Source organism: Polaribacter sp. M10 (genome assembly GCF_054968445.1).
Genome location: NZ_JBSSBG010000015.1, coordinates 80,157 through 103,104 on the forward strand (window position 1 = coordinate 80,157; position 22,948 = coordinate 103,104).

18 protein-coding genes and 1 pseudogene are annotated in these 22,948 nt (G+C 30.7%); 4 read left to right on the forward strand and 15 right to left on the reverse strand.

Features of this window, described 5'->3' with window-relative positions; all coding sequences use genetic code 11:
* Positions 1 to 53: 53 nt before the first annotated feature.
* Genes ACWYN7_RS13140 through ACWYN7_RS13165 form a run of 6 tightly spaced genes read right to left on the reverse strand, consistent with a single transcriptional unit; the run spans position 54 to position 2,814 of the window.
* A complete protein-coding gene (locus tag ACWYN7_RS13140; protein ID WP_081411166.1) occupies positions 54 to 218 on the reverse strand; it encodes a type II toxin-antitoxin system antitoxin in 165 nt (54 codons plus the stop codon).
* A 1-nt stretch (position 219) separates the two neighbouring features.
* Positions 220 to 1,131: an alpha/beta hydrolase gene (locus ACWYN7_RS13145; protein WP_462860439.1), complete on the reverse strand. Its 912-nt coding sequence runs from the start codon at positions 1,129 to 1,131 to the stop codon at positions 220 to 222.
* Positions 1,128 to 1,634, reverse strand: a complete 507-nt coding sequence (locus ACWYN7_RS13150; RefSeq protein WP_462860440.1) for a hypothetical protein — start codon at positions 1,632 to 1,634, stop codon at positions 1,128 to 1,130. Before ACWYN7_RS13150 ends, ACWYN7_RS13145 begins: the two co-directional genes overlap by 4 nt.
* Position 1,635: 1 nt before the next feature.
* A complete protein-coding gene (locus ACWYN7_RS13155; RefSeq protein WP_076686431.1) occupies positions 1,636 to 1,794 on the reverse strand; it encodes a DUF4177 domain-containing protein in 159 nt (52 codons plus the stop codon).
* A complete protein-coding gene (locus ACWYN7_RS13160; protein WP_462860441.1) occupies positions 1,791 to 1,955 on the reverse strand; it encodes a hypothetical protein in 165 nt (54 codons plus the stop codon). Before ACWYN7_RS13160 ends, ACWYN7_RS13155 begins: the two co-directional genes overlap by 4 nt.
* A 1-nt stretch (position 1,956) precedes the next feature.
* Positions 1,957 to 2,814: an SPFH domain-containing protein gene (locus ACWYN7_RS13165; RefSeq protein WP_462860442.1), complete on the reverse strand. Its 858-nt coding sequence runs from the start codon at positions 2,812 to 2,814 to the stop codon at positions 1,957 to 1,959.
* A gap of 123 nt (positions 2,815 to 2,937) precedes the next feature.
* Between ACWYN7_RS13165 and ACWYN7_RS13170 the strand changes: the two genes are divergently transcribed.
* Positions 2,938 to 3,720, forward strand: coding sequence for a S1/P1 nuclease (locus tag ACWYN7_RS13170; protein ID WP_462860443.1), 783 nt, complete (start codon positions 2,938 to 2,940; stop codon positions 3,718 to 3,720).
* Positions 3,721 to 3,797: 77 nt separating this feature from the next.
* On the opposite strand, the gene ACWYN7_RS13175 is transcribed toward ACWYN7_RS13170, so the two are convergent.
* Positions 3,798 to 6,473, reverse strand: coding sequence for a chondroitinase-B domain-containing protein (locus tag ACWYN7_RS13175; protein WP_462860444.1), 2,676 nt, complete (start codon positions 6,471 to 6,473; stop codon positions 3,798 to 3,800).
* A 159-nt stretch (positions 6,474 to 6,632) separates the two neighbouring features.
* Between ACWYN7_RS13175 and ACWYN7_RS13180 the strand changes: the two genes are divergently transcribed.
* Both ACWYN7_RS13180 and ACWYN7_RS13185 read left to right on the forward strand, forming a co-directional pair.
* Positions 6,633 to 7,166, forward strand: a complete 534-nt coding sequence (locus ACWYN7_RS13180) for a TlpA disulfide reductase family protein (protein ID WP_462860445.1) — start codon at positions 6,633 to 6,635, stop codon at positions 7,164 to 7,166.
* 6 nt (positions 7,167 to 7,172) lie between these two features.
* Entirely contained in the window at positions 7,173 to 7,778 is a 606-nt protein-coding gene (locus ACWYN7_RS13185) for a thioredoxin family protein (RefSeq protein ID WP_462860446.1), read from the forward strand.
* Positions 7,779 to 7,836: 58 nt separating this feature from the next.
* On the opposite strand, the gene ACWYN7_RS13190 is transcribed toward ACWYN7_RS13185, so the two are convergent.
* From ACWYN7_RS13190 to ACWYN7_RS13225, 8 genes are all read right to left on the reverse strand, one after another.
* Positions 7,837 to 8,253, reverse strand: a complete 417-nt coding sequence (locus tag ACWYN7_RS13190; RefSeq protein ID WP_462860447.1) for a BLUF domain-containing protein — start codon at positions 8,251 to 8,253, stop codon at positions 7,837 to 7,839.
* Between the two features lie 32 nt (positions 8,254 to 8,285).
* A complete protein-coding gene (locus tag ACWYN7_RS13195; protein WP_462860448.1) occupies positions 8,286 to 10,061 on the reverse strand; it encodes an AMP-dependent synthetase/ligase in 1,776 nt (591 codons plus the stop codon).
* Between the two features lie 281 nt (positions 10,062 to 10,342).
* Entirely contained in the window at positions 10,343 to 11,125 is a 783-nt protein-coding gene (locus tag ACWYN7_RS13200) for a pentapeptide repeat-containing protein (protein ID WP_462860449.1), read from the reverse strand.
* Positions 11,126 to 11,329: 204 nt separating this feature from the next.
* Complete coding sequence (locus tag ACWYN7_RS13205) at positions 11,330 to 12,541, reverse strand: threonine/serine exporter family protein (protein ID WP_462860450.1); 1,212 nt, start codon at positions 12,539 to 12,541, stop codon at positions 11,330 to 11,332.
* 97 nt (positions 12,542 to 12,638) lie between these two features.
* The gene (gene purL / locus ACWYN7_RS13210) at positions 12,639 to 16,322 is read right to left on the reverse strand and encodes a phosphoribosylformylglycinamidine synthase (RefSeq protein ID WP_462860451.1); all 3,684 of its coding nucleotides are present in this window, start codon (positions 16,320 to 16,322) and stop codon (positions 12,639 to 12,641) included.
* Between the two features lie 157 nt (positions 16,323 to 16,479).
* Complete coding sequence (locus tag ACWYN7_RS13215) at positions 16,480 to 17,580, reverse strand: endonuclease (protein ID WP_462860452.1); 1,101 nt, start codon at positions 17,578 to 17,580, stop codon at positions 16,480 to 16,482.
* Positions 17,581 to 19,752 carry an endonuclease gene (locus ACWYN7_RS13220; protein ID WP_462860453.1) on the reverse strand — a complete coding sequence of 724 codons (2,172 nt, stop codon included), beginning with the start codon at positions 19,750 to 19,752 and terminating at the stop codon, positions 17,581 to 17,583.
* A 74-nt stretch (positions 19,753 to 19,826) separates the two neighbouring features.
* Complete coding sequence (locus tag ACWYN7_RS13225) at positions 19,827 to 21,038, reverse strand: RsmB/NOP family class I SAM-dependent RNA methyltransferase (RefSeq protein ID WP_462860454.1); 1,212 nt, start codon at positions 21,036 to 21,038, stop codon at positions 19,827 to 19,829.
* Between the two features lie 525 nt (positions 21,039 to 21,563).
* Between ACWYN7_RS13225 and ACWYN7_RS13230 the strand changes: the two are divergent.
* A pseudogene (locus tag ACWYN7_RS13230) lies at positions 21,564 to 22,948 on the forward strand (hypothetical protein); the annotation flags it as partial.

Below are 22,948 nucleotides of genomic sequence, written 5' to 3' on the forward strand. Positions count from 1 at the left end.
AACGCTCAATAAAAATTGAGCGTTTTTTTAACAATTAAAATAGGTGTTTTAAACTATTCTTCTTTCTTTTTAGGTTCTCTTTTGGCTTCTTTTAGAGCTTGCATTAACATCCATTCTATTTGTCCGTTTGTAGAACGAAATTCATCTGCAGCCCATTTTTCGATAGCCTTTATCATATCTTCATTTATTCGCAATGCGAAAGCTTTCTTTTTTGCCATTTTATTTTTTTACAAATTCAACAATTATTTGGATGAGTTGTTTTGAAATCGAAAAATTTGGATTTGAATACGATGCTAAATTATCTTCATTTTTTTGAATGCTTTTAAGCACATGATTCATGTTTTTTATGATTACAATTTTTGCGTCAGGTTTTGCAGCTTTTAAAATTTCTGCATCAGTTACCATAACCTGAAAATCTTTATCACCATTTACAATTAAAGTAGGTATTGTTATTTTTTTAATTTCTTCTGTTGGATTTATTGCAATCCAAGAGCTTAGAAAAGGTTGGTTTTGAGGTGCAAAAAGCGACATTAAGTTTGGGTCTACTTCTTTAATTTGCCCTGTTTCTTTTAACTCTTTCAAGTATTTTTCTGTTAAGGCACCATAAATAGGACTTTGTTTTGATATTTGTTTGACTAAAGTTTTATCAATAGTTTCTCCTGCACCAGCAATAGAAATGTATTTATCTACATTTTCTAAGGCTAACATTGCAATTAATGAGCCTTGACTATGACCTGCTAAAATAATTTCTGTAAAACGATTATCGTTTTTAAAATGATTCACCACTTCTTTTACATCACTTACAAAATCATTAAAAATAATTCCATCTTGTTGTAAAATGGTACTATTCTTTGGGTTGGCAGTTCTTTTATCGTAACTAAAAAACGCAATATTTTCTTGATTAACAGCTTTTCTAAATTGTTTGATGTATTGTGCTTGATTTCCATCTCTATCTACACCACCAGAACCATGAACCCAAATGATTAAAGGTGAATTTTCTTGAGCATACGTTAAAGTTCCTGGCAATTGAATGCCAAGATTATGTATCATAATTTCTTCAGAATTCATTTGTGCCAATGAAACCGAAATTGAAAAAACAGTAAAAATTAAATAACTGATAAAACGTATCATGATAAATTTATTTTTGATGCATAGGTGGCCAAAACGCTTTTTGCATCGTTTTCTTTTTGAGTGCCTATTAAGAGTTTTTTACCTGTTTTTAGTTCTAGTTGAATGCCAACATCTCCAGAAACATTGATGGCTTTGCCTTTCTTTGAGTTCCAAAGTGCACCTCCTTTAAATCCCCAACCACCATATTCTCCAATTGGGTCGTAATTACGAACATAAGCTTTAGAAATATCTTGCCAAGCAATTAATTTTAACGTTATATGAAAAGGAAAAAACTGGTAGTAAATTCCTTTTTCATCGATTCTAGTGGTTAACTTAAAAGTAAAAATTAAAAGCGCAGTTAGTAGAATAACAGTAATAGTTAGGATTAATTTATTTAAAGATAAAGAAGATTCAGGTTTATTGTATTCCTGAAAAAGAATAGTAATAGGAACAATTAAACTAACTGCCATTAAAACAATTAACCACAATTGTGTAAAACGTTGTTCTTCTTTAAAAACTTTCATCTTATCTGTTTTTATCTCTTTCTAGAACTATTCTTGCTGTGTTTTCTGCAAGATGTTTTAAAACCCAACCTTCTCTTGCATACTGATTTAGAGTGTCTTCAAGTTTTTGATTGTTTTTGGATAACCCCATTTTCCAGTTCACTACTTTATATTCTTTCATGATTTCGCTTTTTTATTTTTATTAGAATCATATATAACTCCTAAAATCAATCCTAAAGAAATGCCTATTGCAATATTACCAAGAGCCACACCTATTGCTGTTCCAGTAGCTATTCCAATTGCAATTCCATTTCCTTTTTTATAGGTTTTCTTATCTTTCATCTTAATGACTTAAAGTTCCTGCATTTACAACTGGCGAAGCTTCTTTATCACCACATAAAATAACGAGTAAATTACTAACCATTGCTGCTTTTCTTTCTTCATCTAGTTCTACAATTTGTTTTTTGTTTAGTTCTTCTAAAGCCATTTCTACCATTTCTACAGCACCTTGTACAATTTTATGTCTTGCAGCTACAATTGCTGTTGCTTGTTGTCTTTTTAACATGGCAGAAGCAATTTCTTGTGCATAAGCCAAATAGCCAATTCTAGCTTCTAAAACCTCTATACCAGCAATAGACAAACGTTCTTCTAATTCTTTTTCTAAAGCTTCAGAAACCTCGTTAACGCTAGAACGTAAGGTAATGTCTTCATCATGACCTTCATCAGCAAAATTGTCATAAGGATACATACTTGCCAATTTACGCACAGCAGCATCTGTTTGTACACGTACAAAATTCTCGTAATTATCTACATCAAAAGCAGCTTTGTACGTATTTGTTACTCGCCAAACTAAAATGGTTGAAATCATTACAGGATTACCGAGTTTATCGTTTACTTTTAAACGCTCGCTATCAAAATTACTAGCTCTTAAAGAAATTGTTTTTTTTCTGTAAAGTGGATTTGCCCAGTATAAACCATTTTCTTTTATGGTACCCACATATTTACCAAAAAGTAAGATAACTTTAGAAGTATTTGGGTTTACAAGAATAAATCCGAAAAAACCAATAAATCCAAGAATAGAAACCAGAATAAAAATGGGAGATTTAAAGAAAGACATGGCAATTCCGCCAAAAAACAACAATAAAACGATAAACAACATTAAGTAACCGTTTGCTAATTTAATAATTTTCTCTGCTTTCATATTATTTGAATTTATAATGATATTAAAATGATATCACAAAGATATAATATTTTTTAATGATTTAACAAAACTTCTGGTAAATATTTTTATACTTTTGTCGAAAATTAAATTTAATTCGTAAAAATGAACATCAAATTATTATTGTTAATTCCGTTCTTTTTTTTAACCAATTCTTCTACAGAAGAAACTGTAGTTTGGGGTAAAAATGGCCATAGAGTAACAGGTAAAATTGCTGAAAAGTATTTAACCAAAAGAGCAAAAAAGAAAATTGATAAAATTTTAAATGGGCAAAGTTTGGCGTTTGTATCAACGTTTGCAGATGAAATAAAATCAGACAGAGCTTACAGAAAATATTCGCCTTGGCATTATGTAAATATGGATTTAGATCAGACTTATGAAGAATCTGATAAAAATCCGCAAGGAGATTTGGTTACTGGTATTCAAAAATGTATTTCGGTTTTAAAGGATGAAAACAGTACAGCAGAAGATAAAAATTTCCATTTAAAAATGTTGGTTCATTTTATTGGCGATTTACATCAACCTTTACATATAGGTAGAAAAGAAGATAAAGGAGGTAATGATGTACAAGTACAATGGTTTGGTAGAGGAACCAATTTACACAGTGTTTGGGATAGTAAAATGATTGACGATTATGGTATGAGTTATTCAGATTTAGCTGAAAACGCTAAAGACTTATCAAAAAAACAGATAGAATTAATTGAGCAAGGATCTATAGTAGATTGGGTAAATGAAGTACATGAAATTTCTGCAGAAGTATATAAATCTGCAAAAATTGGAGAAAATTTACGTTATAGATACAATTATGATCATTTTGGAACTGTAAGAAATCAATTGCAAAAAGGAGGAATTCGTTTGGCTAAAGTTTTAAATGATATTTTTAATTAATAGTTAATTTAGGAAAAGTTAAAAAGGTCTTCTAATTGAATAGAAGACCTTTTTTTATTTTATAAATAAAATAATATTTACTCAGTAACGATTATTTTTTTGATTGCTTTTTGTTTGCCATTGCTTAATTCTACAAAATATACTCCAGAATTTAAGGCAGATACATCAATCTTATGAGTTGTAGAATTAGAAATTAATTTTGTTTCTAATATTTTTTGACCTAATATAGTGTAGATATTTACTTGGTTAAAATTAGTTGACGCTGTTTTAATAAATAACGAGTGATTATTTACAGGATTAGGATATACACTAAAGTCTTTTGTAGAAAAATCATTTACACTTAAAGCTGTAGATTCTCCATAAAACTCTATTTCTGTAATTGCAGTCCAAGCACTTTCTCTATTATCTCTAGCAGCATTAAATCTACCAAAACCAATTATTTTTACGTATTTAGCATCTGTGTCTACTTCGTAATTATTAAAATCGGTTGTGTTTGTTGCCGAAAATAATAAATCTCCTGATGTTGGTAATATTTGTGTGAAATCTTCATTTTCTGTTCCTGTTGTAGAAACCCAAATTTGAACCCCAAAAGCATCAGATTTATTAGTTGTGTTAAAACGAATTAAGTCTAAACTATATTCATCACCCAAATCATAGATAACATATTCACCATCACCTTTATAATCACCAGAAAGAATAGCCCCATCATCTGCTGTCCATTCAGTATCTAAATCTTTGTCTAAAGAATGTATTGCCAATTCAGGTGGAGATTTAGTGTCGTTTTGTTTAGAAAAAGAATGTACAGTTACTTTGTCTGTATCTAAACCTGTACCTGTATTTATTAAGGTGTATAAAGATGTTAAATCTGCACCTTCTTGAGTTACTGTTAAGGTTTTTATAATGTCATCTCCACCAGCAACTTGAGTAAAAGTTACTGTGCCAGTTCTACTTTCTGCGCTTTCGTTTTTAGTAACTGTAACAGAGATAGTTGCATCTCCAGAAGCAGTATTTACATTAATGGTTATCCAATCGTTATTAGAAACTGCTGTCCAACCCACATTAGCAGTTACAGTAACATTGTAACTACCAGCTTCTGCAGATAAAGGAGATAACCCACTTACGTTAATAGATTCGCTAATTTCAATTACACAATTACCATCTATAATACTTGCACCTGTATAATCTGTAAAACAAGCTCCAATTCCATAACCAACCATAGCATCATTTATTGGAGTATTGCCACCTAAATCTGCACCTTTGTTGGCAGCAGCAGTTCCTGAAAATGTAAATATTTCGTCAGCTGCTGTTGCTGTAATTCCAGTTTCTTCTGTAAAACCAGTGTTTGTTGCTCCTAAAGTTGTACCTGTAAAAACATTACCAGTATACGTTAAAGCTGTACCAAGATTGTTGAAAGCAGAATCTGTATCACCAGAAATTACAGGAGTAATGTTGGCATTAGAATCTTGGAAATAAATTAAATTATCTGAAATAATACCTGTTGGATCTGTAGAACCTTTATCTGTATTGTAAAATAAAGGAGCGTTTGTATTTACAATGGTATTTCTAGAAACTGTTATGTTTTCTGTTTGTTGATATCCATTAGAAACATCATCAGAAGTACAAGCAACATCAGCATCTTCGCTACCACCTATAAATGTAATTCCGTTATTCCATTTGGCATTACTTAGCACAGTAATGCAATCTTGTATGTAATTATTTGTAATAGAATGACCACTGTCTGTAATTCTTATACCACCTGTTCCGTCTACATTTTCGCCTATAAAAAAGTTGCCATCTACGGTTGCATTAGATCCATGTCTTAAAACTAAAGAACCTCTAGATCTTCTAAAAGTGTTGTTTAAATAAGAATTTCCTTTACTTTTATTGGTGATAATTTCGTTTTCACCATCAGCTTGAACAAAATAATTGTTGCTTACAGTAACGTTACTATTTACCATTTGATAAGAGCTAGTTCCTATACGAATGGTTTCGCTATCACCAGCATTAGACAAAGCATCACCATTTGCTTTGGTTCCGTATTTTTCTGTAAGTTTTTCGAAATTATAGAAATAATTGTTGGTTATAGTGTGCCCAACTTCTAAACAACTGTTGTTTACACCATCATCTCCATCAGGAAAAGCGTTGTAAGAATATTCGCCTAAAATTAAGGCTCCAGCAGTTGTTTTGTTTAAGAAAGAACAGTTAATTACAGTGTTGTATGTGCCATAAAGAACAATCCATCTGTGTTTTGTAATTTGCTCATCAGCTAAATCTTCTGCTAATTCACTTGGTTCTGCAGCCAAACCATCTATAACACAATTTTGTATGGTACTGTGGTGTGCAAAGTCTTGACCATTTCTAAATTCTATAAAGTTACTAGCTCCATAACCACCTTTCCAATGAAAGCCATCTACTATTAGATACTCACCAGTTGCCACTTTTACATTGTCTTCGGTTTCACCACCAATGGTTAATCTTGGACCGTTTGTAAAAATTACTCCACCAGGAGTTTCAGCTCTAAAAATAACGGGATTTTCTTTAGTACCAGAACCTAAAAATATCATTCTTTCGTCTGTGGTATAGGTTCCATTTTTTAGGATAATTTCATCTCCAGGACTGTAAATTACGTTTCTTAAATCTTCTGGATCATCAATATTATATGTAGTCTGAGCAGAGGTAGACAATGCAGAAATAAAGCATAATACGATTGTTAAATGCTCAAAAATTTTGTTTTTGAAATAGTTTTTTCTCATAATTTATTGTTTTTAGTTAATTGGTCAACCAAATTGGTTTACCAAAAGTATAAATTTAATAATCTGTAAACAAGAATTTTAAAGTCATATAATCTTATATAAATGTTAATTATGAGTTAATTTTAAGATACAATTTGATTTAATATGTATTTTTATGATATGATAAAAAAGACACTATTTTTCCTTGCCCTTTTATTAGTAGTTTCTTCTTGTAAAAAAGAAGTTACTAAAAAAGTTTCTGAAGACGTATCCTTAGAAGAAACACAACAAGTTACATCTGTAAAAACATTTAATTACGAACAATTAAAACCTTTATTAGAAAAGAAAGACGATAAAGTTTATGTTGTAAATTTTTGGGCAACTTGGTGTGCACCTTGCGTAAAAGAATTGCCTTATTTTGAGAAAATTAATACAGATTATGCAGATAAAAATGTTGAGGTTATTTTGGTGAGTTTGGATTTTCCGAAACAAGTAGAAAAAAAATTGATTCCTTTTATCAATAAAAGAAAACTAAAATCTAAAGTGGTGTATTTAAATGATACCAATGAAGATGTTTGGATAAAAGCGATTGATGAAAGTTGGAGTGGGGCAATACCAGCAACTATAATTTACAATAAAGAAAATAGAAAATTTTACGAACAATCTTTTGATTATATTACTCTAGAAAACGAATTAAAAACATTCTTAAATTAATACATTATGAAAACAATTAAAAACATTTTATTACTTGTAGTTGTTGCTATAACTGCTACAGCATTTACTTTAAAATCGGATGCTGGCTACAAAGTTGGCGACAAAATAGAAGATTTTAAGTTAAAAAATATAGATGGAGATTTCTTATCCTTATCAGATTATGATGATGCAAAAGGATACATCATTATTTTTACTTGTAATACGTGTCCTTATTCTGTTGCTAACGAAGATCGAATTATTGCTTTAAATGATAAATATGAAGACGAGGGTTATCCTGTAATTGCAATTAATCCTAATAATCCAGCAGCAGTGCCAGATGAAAGTTTCGAAAAAATGAAAGTTAGAGCTGAAGAAAAAGGTTTTAACTTTCCTTATTTATTAGATGAAGGTCAAAAAGTGTATCCAAAATTCGGTGCTACTAAAACTCCACATGTATTTATAGTTACTAAAAATGATATGAAAGTGAAATACATAGGTGCTATAGATAATAGTTCTAGAAATCCGGATGCTGTTACTGAAAAATATGTAGAAAATGCTGTTGATGCGTTATTGGCAGGTAAGGAAGTAGAAAAAACAGAAACTAGAGCTATAGGTTGTACTATAAAAGTATAATAACGTTTGTTAATTGTTATAAAAAAAATCCCTAGGAATTAATGTGCTAGGGATTTTTTTATTTATTTACAATCTGTTTTGCCATATGACAGAAAAAATCGATGGCTTCTGATTTTTTAGGAATAGTATTAGATAAAAATACTATACTATCTCTAAATTTCTCTTTTGCTAGTTGATTTGCTCTAAATTTATGATACGCCATATTCCAATTTGGATACATTCTATCTTCTACAAAATCTTCTGCAACTAGCGTAACATTAAAGTGTCTTTGATCTTTCTTTATTTTTGCATAAAGTTTATCAATATCTTCTTGTTTACCTTCTAAAAGTTGTAAAAAAACATTGTCATAATAAAGCAAACAACCTGTAATTTCTTTGCTAGAATTGTGTTTTCGAGAAGTTTCTAAAATATCATCAATAATTTTATCAGAAATAATTTGATTAGCTATAGAATAATATACTAATTGCTTTAACATAACTCGAATTTTAAAGCAATATAAAATAATTTTTAACCTCTGTAAATTTTTTCATACAAATTGATGTATATTTTCTTGATAATTTCTCTTTTCATTTTCATGGTTGGGGTTAAATGACCACCATCTATAGACCATTCATCTGGAGTAAGTTCAAAACGTTTAATTTGTTCCCATTTTCCAAAATTCTTATTGCATTTATCTACTTCTTTTTGAATACGTTTTATAACAATATCAGAGGTAATTATTTCTTGGTTTGTTAAGCCAATGTCTAAGTGTTTGTGTTTAATCCAGTCTCTCATAAACTCAAAATTTGGTTGAATAATAGCAGCAGGCATTTTTTCGCCTTCGCCAATAACCATTACTTGTTCTATAAAAAGAGATTGTTTTAATTCGCCTTCTAATAAAGGCGGAACAACATATTTACCACCAGAAGTTTTAAACATTTCTTTGGTTCTCCCAGTAATTTTTAAGAAACCATCTTTGTCAAATTCTCCTTTATCACCTGTACAAAAATATTCGCCCTGCATAACACTAGCAGTTTTTTCGGCATCTTTATAATAGCCCAACATTACATTAGGGCCTTTTACTAAAATTTCTCCATTATCAGCAATTTTAACTTCTACATCATCTATAGTTTTACCAACAGTACCGATTCTAAAATTACTATCTTTTTGATCGTTTACAGCAATTACTGGAGATGTTTCTGTTAAACCATAACCTTCCATAATTGGCATTCCTGCAGCAGCAAAAACTCGTGTTAATCTTGGTTGTAAGGCAGCACTTCCGGAAACCATCAATTTTAATTCGCCACCTAAAGCAGCTTGCCATTTAGAAAAAATAAGTTTACGAGCTAAGGTCAATTGCTTTTCATACCACCAACCATTAGCACCATTTGGCTCGTATTTTAAGCCTAAATTTACAGCCCAAAAAAACAAGCTTTTTTTAATACCAGATAAATCTTCGCCTTTTAAAATAATTTTGTCGTAAATTTTTTCATAAAGACGAGGTACAGCTGTCATTACATGTGGCTTTATTTCTTGTGCATTTTCTGATAATTTTTCTATAGATTCTGCAAAGTAAATATCTACACCACAATATTGATATAGATATAAAATCATACGTTCAAAAATATGACATACAGGTAAAAAGCTCAAGCCTTTAGAGTTACCATATTCTAGAGGTACTCTTTTTTCTGATGATAAAACATTAGACACAATATTGCTATGAGAAAGCATTACACCTTTAGGTTTACCAGTGGTACCAGAAGTGTAAATTATAGTAGCCAAATCATCAGGTTTTACATTAGCTTTTCTTGCTTCAACTTCTGTTTGATTATCTTTATTTTTACCTAATTCTAAGATTTCATTCCAATTCTTTTCTCCCTTTATATCATTAAAAGTGTACACCGCTTTTAGTTTGGTATTGCCTTTAATTTTATTTAATTTTTCTACAATACCTGCATCAGAAACAAAACAATAGGTAGATTCTGAGTGACTTAATACATATTCGTAGTCTTCTTTAGATATTGTTGGGTAAATAGGAATTGTTTGTGCACCTGTTTGTAATATACCAATATCGCAGATATTCCATTCTGTTCTATTTTCTGTAGAAATGATGGCAATTTTATCATTAGGTTGTATACCCAATTTAAGTAAGCCTCTGCTTAATTGGTTCGATTTATCTATATATTCTTGTGTAGAAATTGATTGCCAATTTCCATTGTATTTTGTAGAGAATGCTTTTTTAAGATTGTATTTTTCTAATTGATAATAAGGAAAATCAAATAACCTTGTAATTTCTGTTGGCATAGAGTCTATTTTGTAGCATTGCAAAATACTAAAATAACTTGAATTTACAAATACTAATTAATACACTTATTATTTTATGAAATATATATTTTTTAGCGTTTAATATTATATTTTTCTTTAAATTCTTGTTTGCACGATCTTTTCAAGTATTTTGTTTTAAAATGTTTTTTAATCTTTTAGATGTAAATTTTAAGAACTTTTAAAATAACTGATTTTAAGATTTTAAATCCACAAAAAAAGGTTGACATATAGCCAACCTTTGTATTTATGTTTTTTGATTTTTAATCATCACTCAATAAATATTTATTAAAACTCTTGCCATTTATTTTGGTGTATTTAGAATCGATGTCATAACCAACTTTCATTTTAGAAATATCGAAATCACCTGAAACCTGCATATATTTAATATTTAAATCTTCTTCGAAATTGGTGTTGTAAAAAGATACACCATCATTAAATTTTGTGTATTTAAAAACAGCAGAGTCTTCGAAAACAGCATTTGCAAAACTTACTTTTCTGTTGAATTTAGCGTATTTAAATGTAGATATTTCAGCAAATTTTGTGTTGGCAAAACTGATGTCTTTATCAAATTGAGCATATTTAAAAGTGCTATCATCATCAAAAGTAGAATCAGAAAAATCAGCTTCTCTTTCAAAACGAGAATATTTAAACATTGCTTTTCTTTCAAAATTACAGTTCTTAAAAATAGCGATATCTTCGAAACTTGCCGTAAAAGTGTAACCAGAATATTCATCTGGTATGTAAGCTAAAACATCATCTTTAAAAGTACAGTTTGTAAATGAAATTTTAACTTCAATTAACTTTTTAATCTCATTGGATGAACTTCCATTTCCCCACCAACTACTTTTTCTTTTAGATGGTAGTTTTTCCAGGGCTTCATCCATATAAGTAAAATCTAAAGTACCAACTATTGTTGCATTTTGGTAGTTAATTGATTTACCATTTTTAATATCTTTTAAAATATCTGATGCTTCAATTTTTTTTTGCGCAAAAAGTGATATCGATAAAAATAAAGCAGTGAATAGTGTAATTTTATATTTCATATTTAAAAAGTTTTGGTGTTTTATTTAAAGACCAATCAAAACCTAAATTGTGACAGTTTTTATAAAACAATGTTTATTTTAATAAAAATTTGATGAAATATCTTATTTACAAAATCCTTAATAATATTTTTTCTTGAACATTTTATTGTTTAATTACTTGATTATCATTTATGAAAAATATAGGTTAATGTTCTATCTATAAAGTTAATCTCTTTTATTCCTTTTTTCTCTAAAGGTACCCGCAAAAAGTAAACCGCCAATTATCCCCATTAAAATAAAAGCAACTTCTCCAAATAAGTTAGCAGAAGCAGTAATAGAAGGATTAAAAAAAGAATTACTTAACCCCATAAAAGATTTGCTTCCGGGTACCAACATAACAATACCTTGCGTTAAATAAACAGATTTAGGAGTTTTAGAAATTCGACCAAATATTCTACTAATTCCAACAACGGCTAAAGTGGCTATAAATGTGCTTCCTAAAATGCCCAAACCTGAAGATAAAATAACCGTTAAAAAAAAGGCTAAAATACCAGTTAAAACACCAAAAAACATCTCTTTTTTTCTAACCTGGAATATAGGTAAAACAGTAATTGAAAACATCGGAATTGCCAAAAATATAGTCCATTTTGGTAGATTCGAAGCATAATATGTTAAATCAATATCTATTAAAGAAGTCATTAATCCCAAACCGAGTATTACACCAAAAAATTGTTTAAATAAAACCACGATAGCATCAAAAAGTTTTGCGCTACCAGCAACTAAACTTTTAGATGTTATTTCTTCTAAAGCAGTAGTTATAGCTAAACCGGGTATAAAAATAATGATAGATGCTAGAATGGTTAAACCTAAATTAAAATTAGGAAAGATGTAGGTTAGTACACAAGAAATAATTGTAATTACTAAAGCAGATAAAGATTCGAAAACACTTTCTATATATTTAGATTTAGTTGATAAAAAAACTAAAAGATAAGTCAATGCTCCTAATAACAAAGCAAATCCAAAAGAAATCCAGTTAGAACCAATCATCATACTAAAAGAGCCAGCAGCAAAAGCATGAGCTAAGGTTAAATAAAAATGATTTACCTCTTTAGTTTTTGCGTGTATAATTTTTAATTCTTCTTCTATTTCATCTTCATTAATTGCTGTATCAATAACTTTATTGGTTAATTCGTCAATTCTAGAAAAGGCACCTAAATTTAAAGATCCAGGTGGAATGGATTCAATGTAATTATAAGAATTTTTATCTTCATAAAATACATAATTTATCCAAGTAGGTAAGTCCATAAAACTTCCAGTAATCCCTTTTGTTTTGGCTACCTGTGTTAGGTATGATTGAATTTTGTAGGAAGGAATTCCGTATATGTGTAAGGCTTTTCCAATGTCTACTATAAATTGATATTTCTTTGGAACTTTCATTTTTAATTACGTAATAATTTGATTTTTTTTTTGATTAAAACCCAAAAAAGGGCTTTTTGTAAAGCCCTTTTTTATTGTATTATTACTAAGGACAATATTATTTTGTTAACCAGTTTTTGGCGTTTACAAATGCTTCTAACCAAGGCGTAACCTCATCCTTTCTGTTGGCTGGGTAGTTTGCCCAATTCCACTGAAAAGTAGAACGCTCAATATGTGGCATTGTAACTAAATGTCTACCAGTTTTATCACATAGCATTGCAGTATTATAATCAGAACCATTAGGATTATTTGGGTACCCTTCATAACCATATTTTGCTACAATATTATAGTTTTCTTCAGCTTCTGGTAAACTGAATTTTCCTTCTCCATGAGAAATCCAAACTCCTAATTCTGTACCTGCTAAAGAAGATAGCATTACAGAATTGTTCTCTTGAATTTTTACGGATGTAAAAGAACTTTCGTGCTTTTGAGAATCATTATGAACCATTTTTCCATGAACTTCGTGTTCTGGATTGATTAGGTCTAATTCCATCCAAAGTTGACAACCATTACAAATACCAACAGACAAAGTATCTTCTCTTTTAAAGAAGTTTTTTAATGCCGTATTTGCTTTTTCGTTGTATTTAAAAGCACCAGCCCAACCTTTTGCAGAGCCTAAAACATCCGAATTCGAAAAACCTCCAACAGCACCAATAAACTGAATGTCTTCTAAAGTTTCACGACCAGAAATTAAATCGGTCATATGAACATCTTTTACATCAAAACCAGCTAAATACATTGCATTTGCCATTTCACGTTCTGAGTTAGAACCTTTTTCTCTGATGATTGCAGCTTTTGGACGAGATTTCTCAACTGCGTTCGAAATGACAGGAAGTTTACCTGTAAAATTCTCAGGGAATTTATACGTTAAAGGCTGATTTTTATAATTATCAAAACGATCTTGAGCTAAATTATTAGCAGTTTGTTTTTGATCTAATAAAAAAGAAGTTTTGTACCAAACATCTCTCAGTTCTGCTACATCAAAAGAGAAATTATCTTCATTGTTTTTGATGTTTATAGTTCCTGAATTATTTGCAGTTCCAATAGTAAAAAATTCAATGTTATTTTCTGATAAAATTGTTTCTACAGAAGCATCTGCTTGAAAAACAATTCCTGCATTTTCTGAGAACAATACTTTTATAGAATCTTCTTCCTGTAAAGAAGAGATATCAAAATCCGCTCCTAAATTTACATCAGCAAAACACATTTCTAGTAAGGTTGTAATCAATCCACCAGAAGCAACATCATGACCTGCTGTAATTTTATCTGCTTTAATTAATTCTTGAATTGTATTAAAACTATTCTTTACAAATGCAGTATTTGTTACATCTGGAGTTTCGTTACCAATTGCGTTTAATGCTTGGTTAAAAGAACTACCTCCTAATTTATATTCGTCTTGAGAAATGTTGATGTAGTAAATATTTCCTCCATCAACTTGTAAAACTGGTTCAACAACTTTAGTTATTTCGTTACAGTTTCCTGCTGCAGAAATAATTACAGTTCCTGGAGAAATTACATCTCCATCAGGATATTTTTGTTTCATAGATAACGAATCTTTTCCTGTTGGAACGTTGATTCCTAAATCAATAGAAAACTCTGAAACTGCTTTAACAGCTTTGTATAAACGTGCATCTTCACCTTCATTTTTACAAGGCCACATCCAATTTGCTGATAAAGAAATTGAATCTAAATTATCTTTTAAAGGAGCCCAAATAATGTTGGTTAAACTCTCAGTAATGGCATTTCTACTTCCAGCTTCTGGATTGATTAATGCAGAAATAGGAGCGTGCCCAATTGAAGTAGCAATTCCTTCTTTTCCATTATAATCTAAGGCCATTACACCAACGTTATTTAACGGAATTTGCAAAGGTCCAACACATTGTTGTTTGGCAACTTTCCCCCCCACACATCTGTCTACTTTATTTGTTAACCAATCTTTACAAGCCACAGCTTCTAGTTGTAAAACTTGCTCTAAATAGATTTTTAAATTCTTGGTTTTATAACGCGGGTTTTTATATTTTCTGATGACAGTTTTATCTGTCATTATTGTTTTTGGTGATGAACCAAACATATCCTCTAAAGCCAAATCCATTGGTTTTTCGCCAGTAGTTTTAGACTCAAAAGTAAAACGATCATTTCCTGTAACTTCACCAACATCGTAAATAGGAGAACGTTCTCTATCTGCAATTTTATGTAAAGTTTCTAGATGTTTGTCAGCTATAACTAATCCCATTCTTTCTTGAGATTCATTACCAATAATTTCTTTTGCTGATAGGGTAGGATCTCCAACTGGTAATTTATCTAAATCGATGTTACCACCTGTATCTTCTACCAATTCAGACAAACAATTTAAGTGTCCACCTGCACCATGATCGTGAATAGAAACAATAAAGTTTTCATCACTTTCTAACATTCCACGAACAGCATTTGCAGCACGTTTTTGCATTTCTGGGTTAGAACGTTGTACTGCATTTAACTCAATTCCTGATGCAAATTCTCCTGTATCAGCAGAAGAAACTGCAGCACCACCCATTCCAATTCTGTAATTTTCTCCACCCAGAATTACAATTTTATCACCTTCTTTAGGGGTGTCTTTTAATGCTTGTGCTGCTTTTCCATAACCAATTCCTCCAGCTTGCATTATTACTTTATCGAAACCTAATTTTCTTGCAGCAGCATCACTAGAAGCAGCATTTTCTTCGTGCTCAAAAGTTAAAACAGAACCAACAATTAAAGGTTGCCCGAATTTGTTTCCAAAATCTGAGGCTCCATTAGATGCTTTAATTAAAATATCCATAGGAGTTTGGTACAACCAATCTCTTGCTTCAAATTTTTGTTCCCAAGGTCTGTTTTCTTCTAATCTAGAATACGAAGTCATATAAACAGCTGTACCTGCTAAAGGTAAAGAACCTTTTCCACCAGCCAATCTATCTCTAATTTCTCCTCCAGAACCAGTTGCAGCGCCATTAAAAGGCTCTACAGTTGTAGGGAAATTATGTGTTTCTGCCTTTAATGAAATTACAGATTCAAATTCTTTAGTTTCGTAAAAGTCTGGTTTGTCTGCTGTTTTAGGTGCAAACTGTTCCACTTTTGGTCCTTTTATAAAAGCAACATTGTCTTTGTATGCAGAAACAATGTCGTTTGGATTTTTTTGAGAGGTTTCTTTTATCAATTTAAATAAAGAAGTTGGCATTTCTTCTCCATCAATTACAAAAGTTCCGTTAAATATTTTATGTCTACAGTGTTCTGAGTTTACTTGGCTAAAACCAAAAACTTCAGAATCTGTTAATTTTCTTCCGATTTTAGTAGCAACACTTTCTAAATAAGCAACTTCTTCATCACTTAAAGACAAACCTTCTTGATTATTATAAGCTGCAATATCATCAATCTCTAAAATTGCTTCTGGTTGAATGTCAATTGTAAATGATTCTTGATCTAATTTGTTGAATTTTTCTGAAATCATTGGATCGAAATCAGTGAATTCTTCAGAAACTGAAATAAATTCTTCAATTCTTATAATGCCAGAAATGCCCATGTTTTGGGTTATTTCTACAGCATTTGTACTCCAAGGAGTAATCATTGCAGCTCTTGGGCCAATAAAAAAAGCATCAATAGATTTTTGCTCTATTTTAGGTTGATTGGCAAAAAGCCAGACCAATTTAGAAATTGTTTCTTGTGTTAATTCTGTTGCAGTTTGTACAGCATATACTTTGCTGTTTTCGTTTCCAAAGAAATGAATCATTTGTTGCGAGTTAGATTTTGTTAAAGCTGTAAATTTAGAAATATTAGGTCTAATAGGCTATCAAAAAAGAAAAATTGTTTATCGATTTGTAAACGTTGTTATCAACAAAAAAAGACGACTAAATTAGTCGTCTTTTAAAAGTGTTTTTAGATGTAATTTATTTTACAATGATTTTTTTAGTGATACTACTTTTATCATCATTAATTTTTAAAAGATACATTCCGTTATTTAGATTCTGTATTTTTATTTTGTTATTGGTAATTACTGGTTTTTTAGCTTCGTAAATTTTAGCACCAATTACAGAATACAACACTACAGAATTTATTGTTAAATCAGCAGGAATTGATATAGTTATGCTATTAATTGTTGTTGGATTTGGATAAACTTTAATGTTACTAATAGAAGAAAAATTTTCTGTTGATAAAATTGAACCCCAAATTTCTGCAACATATTCTGGATGATCTATAAACGGATTCCTGTTACCTTGAAACTTATACGCTTCATCATTTCTTACAGTTTCTCTAATACTTACAGGATCGTTTGTGTGCCATTTGTATAATAATTTAATGTACCAGTCTTCGTAAACCTGATCGTTTGTGCCATCTAAAGGGTTGCTTATAGAACTATCATGATTATCCCAAGAACTGTCTGTAACATCATTTTGATAACGAGTTGCAAAGTAAAACAACATCCTAGCAATATCACCTTTAAATTCATCAATAGGTTCAAAAACAGTTCCAGTAAACGAATCAAAAGTATTAGAACCAACTTTAGAACCATTGTTAGAGGTGTAACTTGCAGAAGAAACTTCGCCAAAAGGATAATTGCTTCTTCTCCCATTTACATAGCCATCTGAAGGCACAACATGATGAATATCTGACCTCATAGGATATTGACTATTGAAGAATCCTTGGGGAAAAATATGCTCTCTATTATAACAGTCATTCTCTGAATTGTAATTACCACAATTTCTAGAAAAATGCTGATAATTATATGCATCTGTTCCTGTTGGATTTTCAGAATACATATCTAAGACAGAATTATCATTTTCATAAAAAAGATCTGTATCTGATGTTTCGTAAGCCGTATATAAAGCACTATAACCTTGGTCTGTATGACCATTGCTAATTATGGCATTTAATTGAGTTTTTAATGTGTAACCATTACCAGTGGCAGTGCTATAATAATCTGTAGGAATTTGAGAGAATCCTGATAAAGTATAGAAAATAGTAAGTAAAAAAAGTAATGTTTTTTTCATTTATTTTTTGATGATTTTAGTTGAATATATTTTTCCATCAACTTGAAATTGAAGAATGTAAATACCTTTTGTTAAATTTTGAATGTTAATTTCTTCTGATGGATTTTGCTCAGAAACTACTTTTTTGCCTAAAACATTAGTAATACTTAAGTTTTTAATAACTTTATTAGCGTTGTTTTGTATTCTGATATAATCGTTTGCAGGATTAGGATAAAACTTAATGCCTTCTAAATAAAACTGATCTGTAGAAAGTACAATTGCACTGTGCGTACCAATATTTTCTACATTGTCTTTGGCGTATACATCCCATTCATTATCTAAATCGAAAGTAGTATTTGGTTGAGAAACACCACTTTTTCTGCGGATGGTTTTGTCTTTTGCAAAATTAGATGTTCCTGCATTGTAAGTACCAATAATATCTATTAAAATATCATTTTTAAATAAACCAACAGGATCATTTCCGTTAAAATTAATAGGAGCTCCAAAATTTGTATCTCCATCATGAATTTGAATAAAATCGGCTTGCTGAATTAAAAATTCGCCAGCTTCTTTTACAGATTGCGATGTGCTTGAAGTAGATTCGCCAGCAGCTTCATTAACAATTGCATACACATCTTGAGATTTTATTGTACCAGTAAGAGGTAAATTAAATTCCCACTCATCACCATTTACACCACCATTAGTTTGTCTTTTTATGCTATAAATAGACATGTCTATGTCTACATCTGTTAAATTTACAATTTCTAGGGCTTTATTGTTACTAGAACCTTCTACATATTCAGAGAAAAATAATTCGTTTGCTGTAGTACTACCATTTGTTGTAGATGCGTTAACTGCGTTCGATAAATTTGATTCATTACCAACTTCATCAACCGCCAAAACCTGAACTTTATATGTTGTAGAAGGCGTTAAATTTGTAGCTGTAAACATTTCATTTTCGGTAGAATTTACAAAAACATCATCAATATAAACCTTGTACTCATCTACTTTTGTATTATCTGTTGATGCAGACCAAGAAACGATAAAAGTAGTTTCAGTTTCGTTGCTTATTGTAATGTTTGTAGGTACTGTAGGTGCTTCGTTATCAGCTAAAGTAGAAACATTTAATGCTGTACTAAAGTCAGATGAATTATTTACAATGTCTTTCGCTAAAACTGTAAAACTATAATTTGTATTCGATGTTAAGTTAGATATAGTAACAGATGTATTTGAAGTTGCCGTAACTAAATTGCCATCTACATAAACATCGTAACTAGTTACCTCAATATTATCTGTTGCTGCATCCCAAGATAAATCCACAGAAAAAGTAGTAACATTGGTTGCTGATAAGTTTGTTGGAGCAGTTGGAGCTTGTGTATCTGAACTTGTGTAAATTCCCCAAGTATCTTCTGCTTTTGTACCTCCCCAAATTCTTGTGGCTAAGATAGGATTGTCTATAAAAGGATTTCTGTTACCTTGTGCATTTAGATTGGTTGTGTTTTCGTGATACATGTTTCTTTGTTTTTCAAAATCAGAAACAGGATCTTCGACATTCCATTGTAAAAACAAATCAATCATGTCGTCTGGAGTAGAGGAGTTGTCTCCAAAACCAATGTTTGTTGGCAAACAACGATCTCCATATCTTACATACATATACATCATCATTCTTGCAACATCTCCTTTCCATTCATCACCTGGATACCAACCACCATCAGTTTGTATGCCAGAATTACCAGAACCTAAAGTAAATTTTCTATTATTTCTAGAAGAGTTTCTTTGGGTATCTGCAGGTCTTAAATGATGAGCATCTGAACCAGGACCAGAATCTGATAATGCTGGTGTACCTAAAGATTGAGAGTAAACGTGCTCTCTATTCCAATCGCCTGTACTACCACTATTGTCATTTATACCACGTTCACGATCGTTAGTTGCATCTGTATCAGAACCATCTTCATAACCATAAATTAATAAAACTTGGTTGCTATTATTAGGGTTTATGTCTGTAGCTTTACTTGCATCCCAAACTTGGTCGTAAAACAAAAACTGAGTGTGGGTGCTTATAATTTTAGTAGCTAATTCTTCTTTTAAGGTTACACCTGTTAGATTTAAATTAACATCATTATAATAACTTTCTTGCGCTAATGTGTTTAGGGTAATACTTAAAATGATAAGTACATTGAATAATCTTTTCATTAATACCTTTTAATTTGAAATGATTTCTTTTTCAATATCACTACAATTTTATACCAGCAATTCATGTATAAAACTTACTTTTTTTCTAAAAGCGCCATGTAAAATCCGTCAAAACCAGATTTATGAGCCAATACTTTTTTATCTTTTACAAAAGTAAAGTCTTTTCCTGCCTCTGATGTTAAGAAAGTATTAACTTGATTTTGATTTTCGGATGGTAAAATAGAACAAGTAGCATATACCATTTTTCCACCAGGTTTTACCATTTTAGAATATAGTTGTAAAACATCTTGCTGTACTTTTTTAATGTTGTCGATAAATTCTGGTTGTAATTTCCATTTAGAATCTGGGTTTCTTCGGATTACACCCAAGCCAGAGCAAGGAGCATCAATTAAAACACGATCTGCTTTACCATGTAATTTTTTAATTGGTTTAGTGGAACCAATAACACGCATTTCAATATTATGAGCCTTATTTCTTTTGGCTCTAACTTTTAATTTGCGCAATTTACTTTCGTAAATATCCATGGCAATTACCTGGCCTTTGTTTTCCATTAAAGCAGATAAATGCAACGTTTTACCACCAGCACCAGCACAAGTATCTACAACTTTCATCCCTGGTTTTACATCACAGTAAGCTGCTACTAATTGAGATGAAGCATCTTGCACTTCGAAATACCCATTATGAAAAGCTTCTGTTCTAAAAACATTGGCTCTTTCTGGTAAAATTAAAGCATCTGGATGATTAGGTAAAATTTGGGTAATTACATTTTCTGATCTTAATTTTTTCTGAAGAATTTCTCTAGAAATATTTAAGGTATTGGTTCTAAGAATAACTTTGGCTTGTTCGTTTAAGGCAGCAATTTCTTTGGTCCACACTTCTTCACCTAATTCAGAGGCACAAAGCTCGTCCATCCAATCTGGTATCGATTCTCTAAATTTTCTAGTTTTAGATAATTCAGCAAAACGCCCTTTAATTCTTCTTTCTGGTACATCACCAATTTGGTTCCAATCTGGTAATGCAATTCCTCTTAAAATACACCAAACAGAAAATAATCTCCATATATTATCTCTATCATAAGGTACCTTAACTTCGGCAATTTCTGCGTACAAACGATTCCAACGTACAATGTCGTATATAGTCTCTGCCACAAACTTACGATCTCTAGCTCCCCAACGTTTGTCTCTTTTAAGTGCTTTTTCTACAGCTTTGTCTGCATAAACGCCTTCGTTAAATATATCTCTAATGCTATCTATAACTGCAAAAGTTAAATTTCTATGTAGTCTCATTGGTTTAATAATAATGGGCTGCAAATATACATCAAAATATAAGCATAAATGTTTTCTTTTGTTAAAGATAAAATAATTGTAAACTATTTGTAATTATTGATATATTTATTTAGGTTTGCAATTCCTCAATTTATTTAGTACTAGTTCTAGTTTTTAGTGTTATTTATTAGCTAAAAATGCTTTGTAAAGCGAATAAATCTTTAATTTCCAATAGATTACCTTAAACTAACCCCCGTAATTCTGAATTTGAATTATAGTTATAGATTCACTTTCTGTAGCAGGTATTGTCCTAATTTCCTAACCTTTTAACTAAGTATCAATGCAGTTCATCTATATTCTAAAAAAAATAGAATAGTGTAGAACTATATTTGTTACATAAAAGTATAATTAATAAAATCACCTAAGAAATAAATAATAAACCTAAGTAACCCTAATTCTAAAAAGAAATCACCTAAAATATTTCATTTTTTTATCAAACAACAATTTATACAACACAAATTGTTTTTTTATAGTTGAGCTTAAAAAATGAAAATCAAATTAAAAACAATCAATCAAATGAAATCAAAATTACTTTTATCAACTCTTTTCATTTTTCTATTTTCTGCAATTGTAAAAGCACAAACTTTGTATGATGTTGTTTTGGGTACAGACAATATAGAAATTACCGAAGTTCAAATAGAATTTAATGGAGACGTAATTACCCAAACAACTGGAGGTACAGATCCTACGCCTGCAGCGAACCAAACCTCACTTCCAGTTTTAATGAATTACATTAAAATTAATGATGGAGGTACCATTAAAACGCTAGATTTTTTAAATGCAGAAGGCGCTTATTTAGCTAGTAATAATTTTACAAATGCTACAACAGGAGTAGGGATTTATAATGAAGGTACTGAAACCTTAATATCAGATGGTGTTGCTGCTTGGGAAGATGCCATGCAAAACATGGTAACAAACCGAAATGCTTTAAGCTACATGTTTTACGATGCTTCTACTAATACACCTCCAGCTGATGATTTTGACATTTACTGGTCTAAAGCATTAACAAATGATGATTATTTAGTAGTTAGTGAAAGAGATGGTAATACGTTTTTTAGAATGATTCCTTTAGATGAAAATGGTGATCCTATTGGAACTGCAAGACAATTAAGATTTGGATTTCAAAACGGAACAACTTCTAGTAATGGTAACAAAAAATATGATTGGAATATTGGGTATGGTTCTGAAGGAAGAAATGCAAATCAACCGCAATATTTTTCTGTTGTAGATGTATCTTTATTTAATACAAGTCAACCAATTTATGGATTTAGAATTGATAACAATGGAAATGCAGACGTTAAGTTTTATGGTATCTCAGATGATACTTTCGATAATAACCCTACAAATCCAATAGTACCAGGAATTACAGGTAATGTTTTTAACGATTTAGATCAATTAGATGATAACACTGTAGATGGTTCAGGTATTTCTACGCCAAGTGGAACACAATTATATGCAAGTTTAGTAGATAGTTCTAATAATATTATAGATACAGTACCTATTAATAATGATGGTTCTTACGAATTTTTAAATAATGTTGAACCAAATACAGATTATACAGTAGTATTACACACAACTCCTTCTGGCAGTACCACTCCTAATTTACCAGCTAACTGGTCTAATACTGGAGAAAATCAAGGTACATCTGCAGGAAATGATGGAAATACAAACGGAATTATTTCAGTTTCTGTAGGTACAGTAATAGAAGCAGAAGTGAATTTTGGAATTATTCAAGTTGGTTCAATAGGAGATACAGTTTGGTATGATGCTAATAACGATGGTTTACAAGCAGGCGAAAACGGATTAGAAGGCGCAACTGTAACTTTAGATCCAGGAACACCTGGAGATGCAAGTGATGATGTAACTACAAC

Bases quoted from the DNA above. Each gene is read 5' to 3' on its own strand.
- ACWYN7_RS13215 (WP_462860452.1), bottom strand. From the start codon at position 17,580: ATGAAAAAAACATTACTTTTTTTACTTACTATTTTCTATACTTTATCA.
- ACWYN7_RS13150 (WP_462860440.1), bottom strand. From the start codon at position 1,634: ATGAAAGTTTTTAAAGAAGAACAACGTTTTACACAATTGTGGTTAATT.
- ACWYN7_RS13160 (WP_462860441.1), bottom strand. From the start codon at position 1,955: ATGAAAGATAAGAAAACCTATAAAAAAGGAAATGGAATTGCAATTGGA.
- ACWYN7_RS13185 (WP_462860446.1), top strand. From the start codon at position 7,173: ATGAAAACAATTAAAAACATTTTATTACTTGTAGTTGTTGCTATAACT.
- ACWYN7_RS13140 (WP_081411166.1), bottom strand. From the start codon at position 218: ATGGCAAAAAAGAAAGCTTTCGCATTGCGAATAAATGAAGATATGATA.
- ACWYN7_RS13175 (WP_462860444.1), bottom strand. From the start codon at position 6,473: ATGAGAAAAAACTATTTCAAAAACAAAATTTTTGAGCATTTAACAATC.
- ACWYN7_RS13195 (WP_462860448.1), bottom strand. From the start codon at position 10,061: ATGCCAACAGAAATTACAAGGTTATTTGATTTTCCTTATTATCAATTA.
- ACWYN7_RS13145 (WP_462860439.1), bottom strand. From the start codon at position 1,131: ATGATACGTTTTATCAGTTATTTAATTTTTACTGTTTTTTCAATTTCG.
- ACWYN7_RS13200 (WP_462860449.1), bottom strand. From the start codon at position 11,125: ATGAAATATAAAATTACACTATTCACTGCTTTATTTTTATCGATATCA.
- ACWYN7_RS13220 (WP_462860453.1), bottom strand. From the start codon at position 19,752: ATGAAAAGATTATTCAATGTACTTATCATTTTAAGTATTACCCTAAAC.
- ACWYN7_RS13180 (WP_462860445.1), top strand. From the start codon at position 6,633: ATGATAAAAAAGACACTATTTTTCCTTGCCCTTTTATTAGTAGTTTCT.
- ACWYN7_RS13205 (WP_462860450.1), bottom strand. From the start codon at position 12,541: ATGAAAGTTCCAAAGAAATATCAATTTATAGTAGACATTGGAAAAGCC.
- ACWYN7_RS13165 (WP_462860442.1), bottom strand. From the start codon at position 2,814: ATGAAAGCAGAGAAAATTATTAAATTAGCAAACGGTTACTTAATGTTG.
- ACWYN7_RS13170 (WP_462860443.1), top strand. From the start codon at position 2,938: ATGAACATCAAATTATTATTGTTAATTCCGTTCTTTTTTTTAACCAAT.
- ACWYN7_RS13190 (WP_462860447.1), bottom strand. From the start codon at position 8,253: ATGTTAAAGCAATTAGTATATTATTCTATAGCTAATCAAATTATTTCT.
- ACWYN7_RS13225 (WP_462860454.1), bottom strand. From the start codon at position 21,038: ATGAGACTACATAGAAATTTAACTTTTGCAGTTATAGATAGCATTAGA.
- ACWYN7_RS13155 (WP_076686431.1), bottom strand. From the start codon at position 1,794: ATGAAAGAATATAAAGTAGTGAACTGGAAAATGGGGTTATCCAAAAAC.
- purL (WP_462860451.1), bottom strand. From the start codon at position 16,322: ATGATTCATTTCTTTGGAAACGAAAACAGCAAAGTATATGCTGTACAA.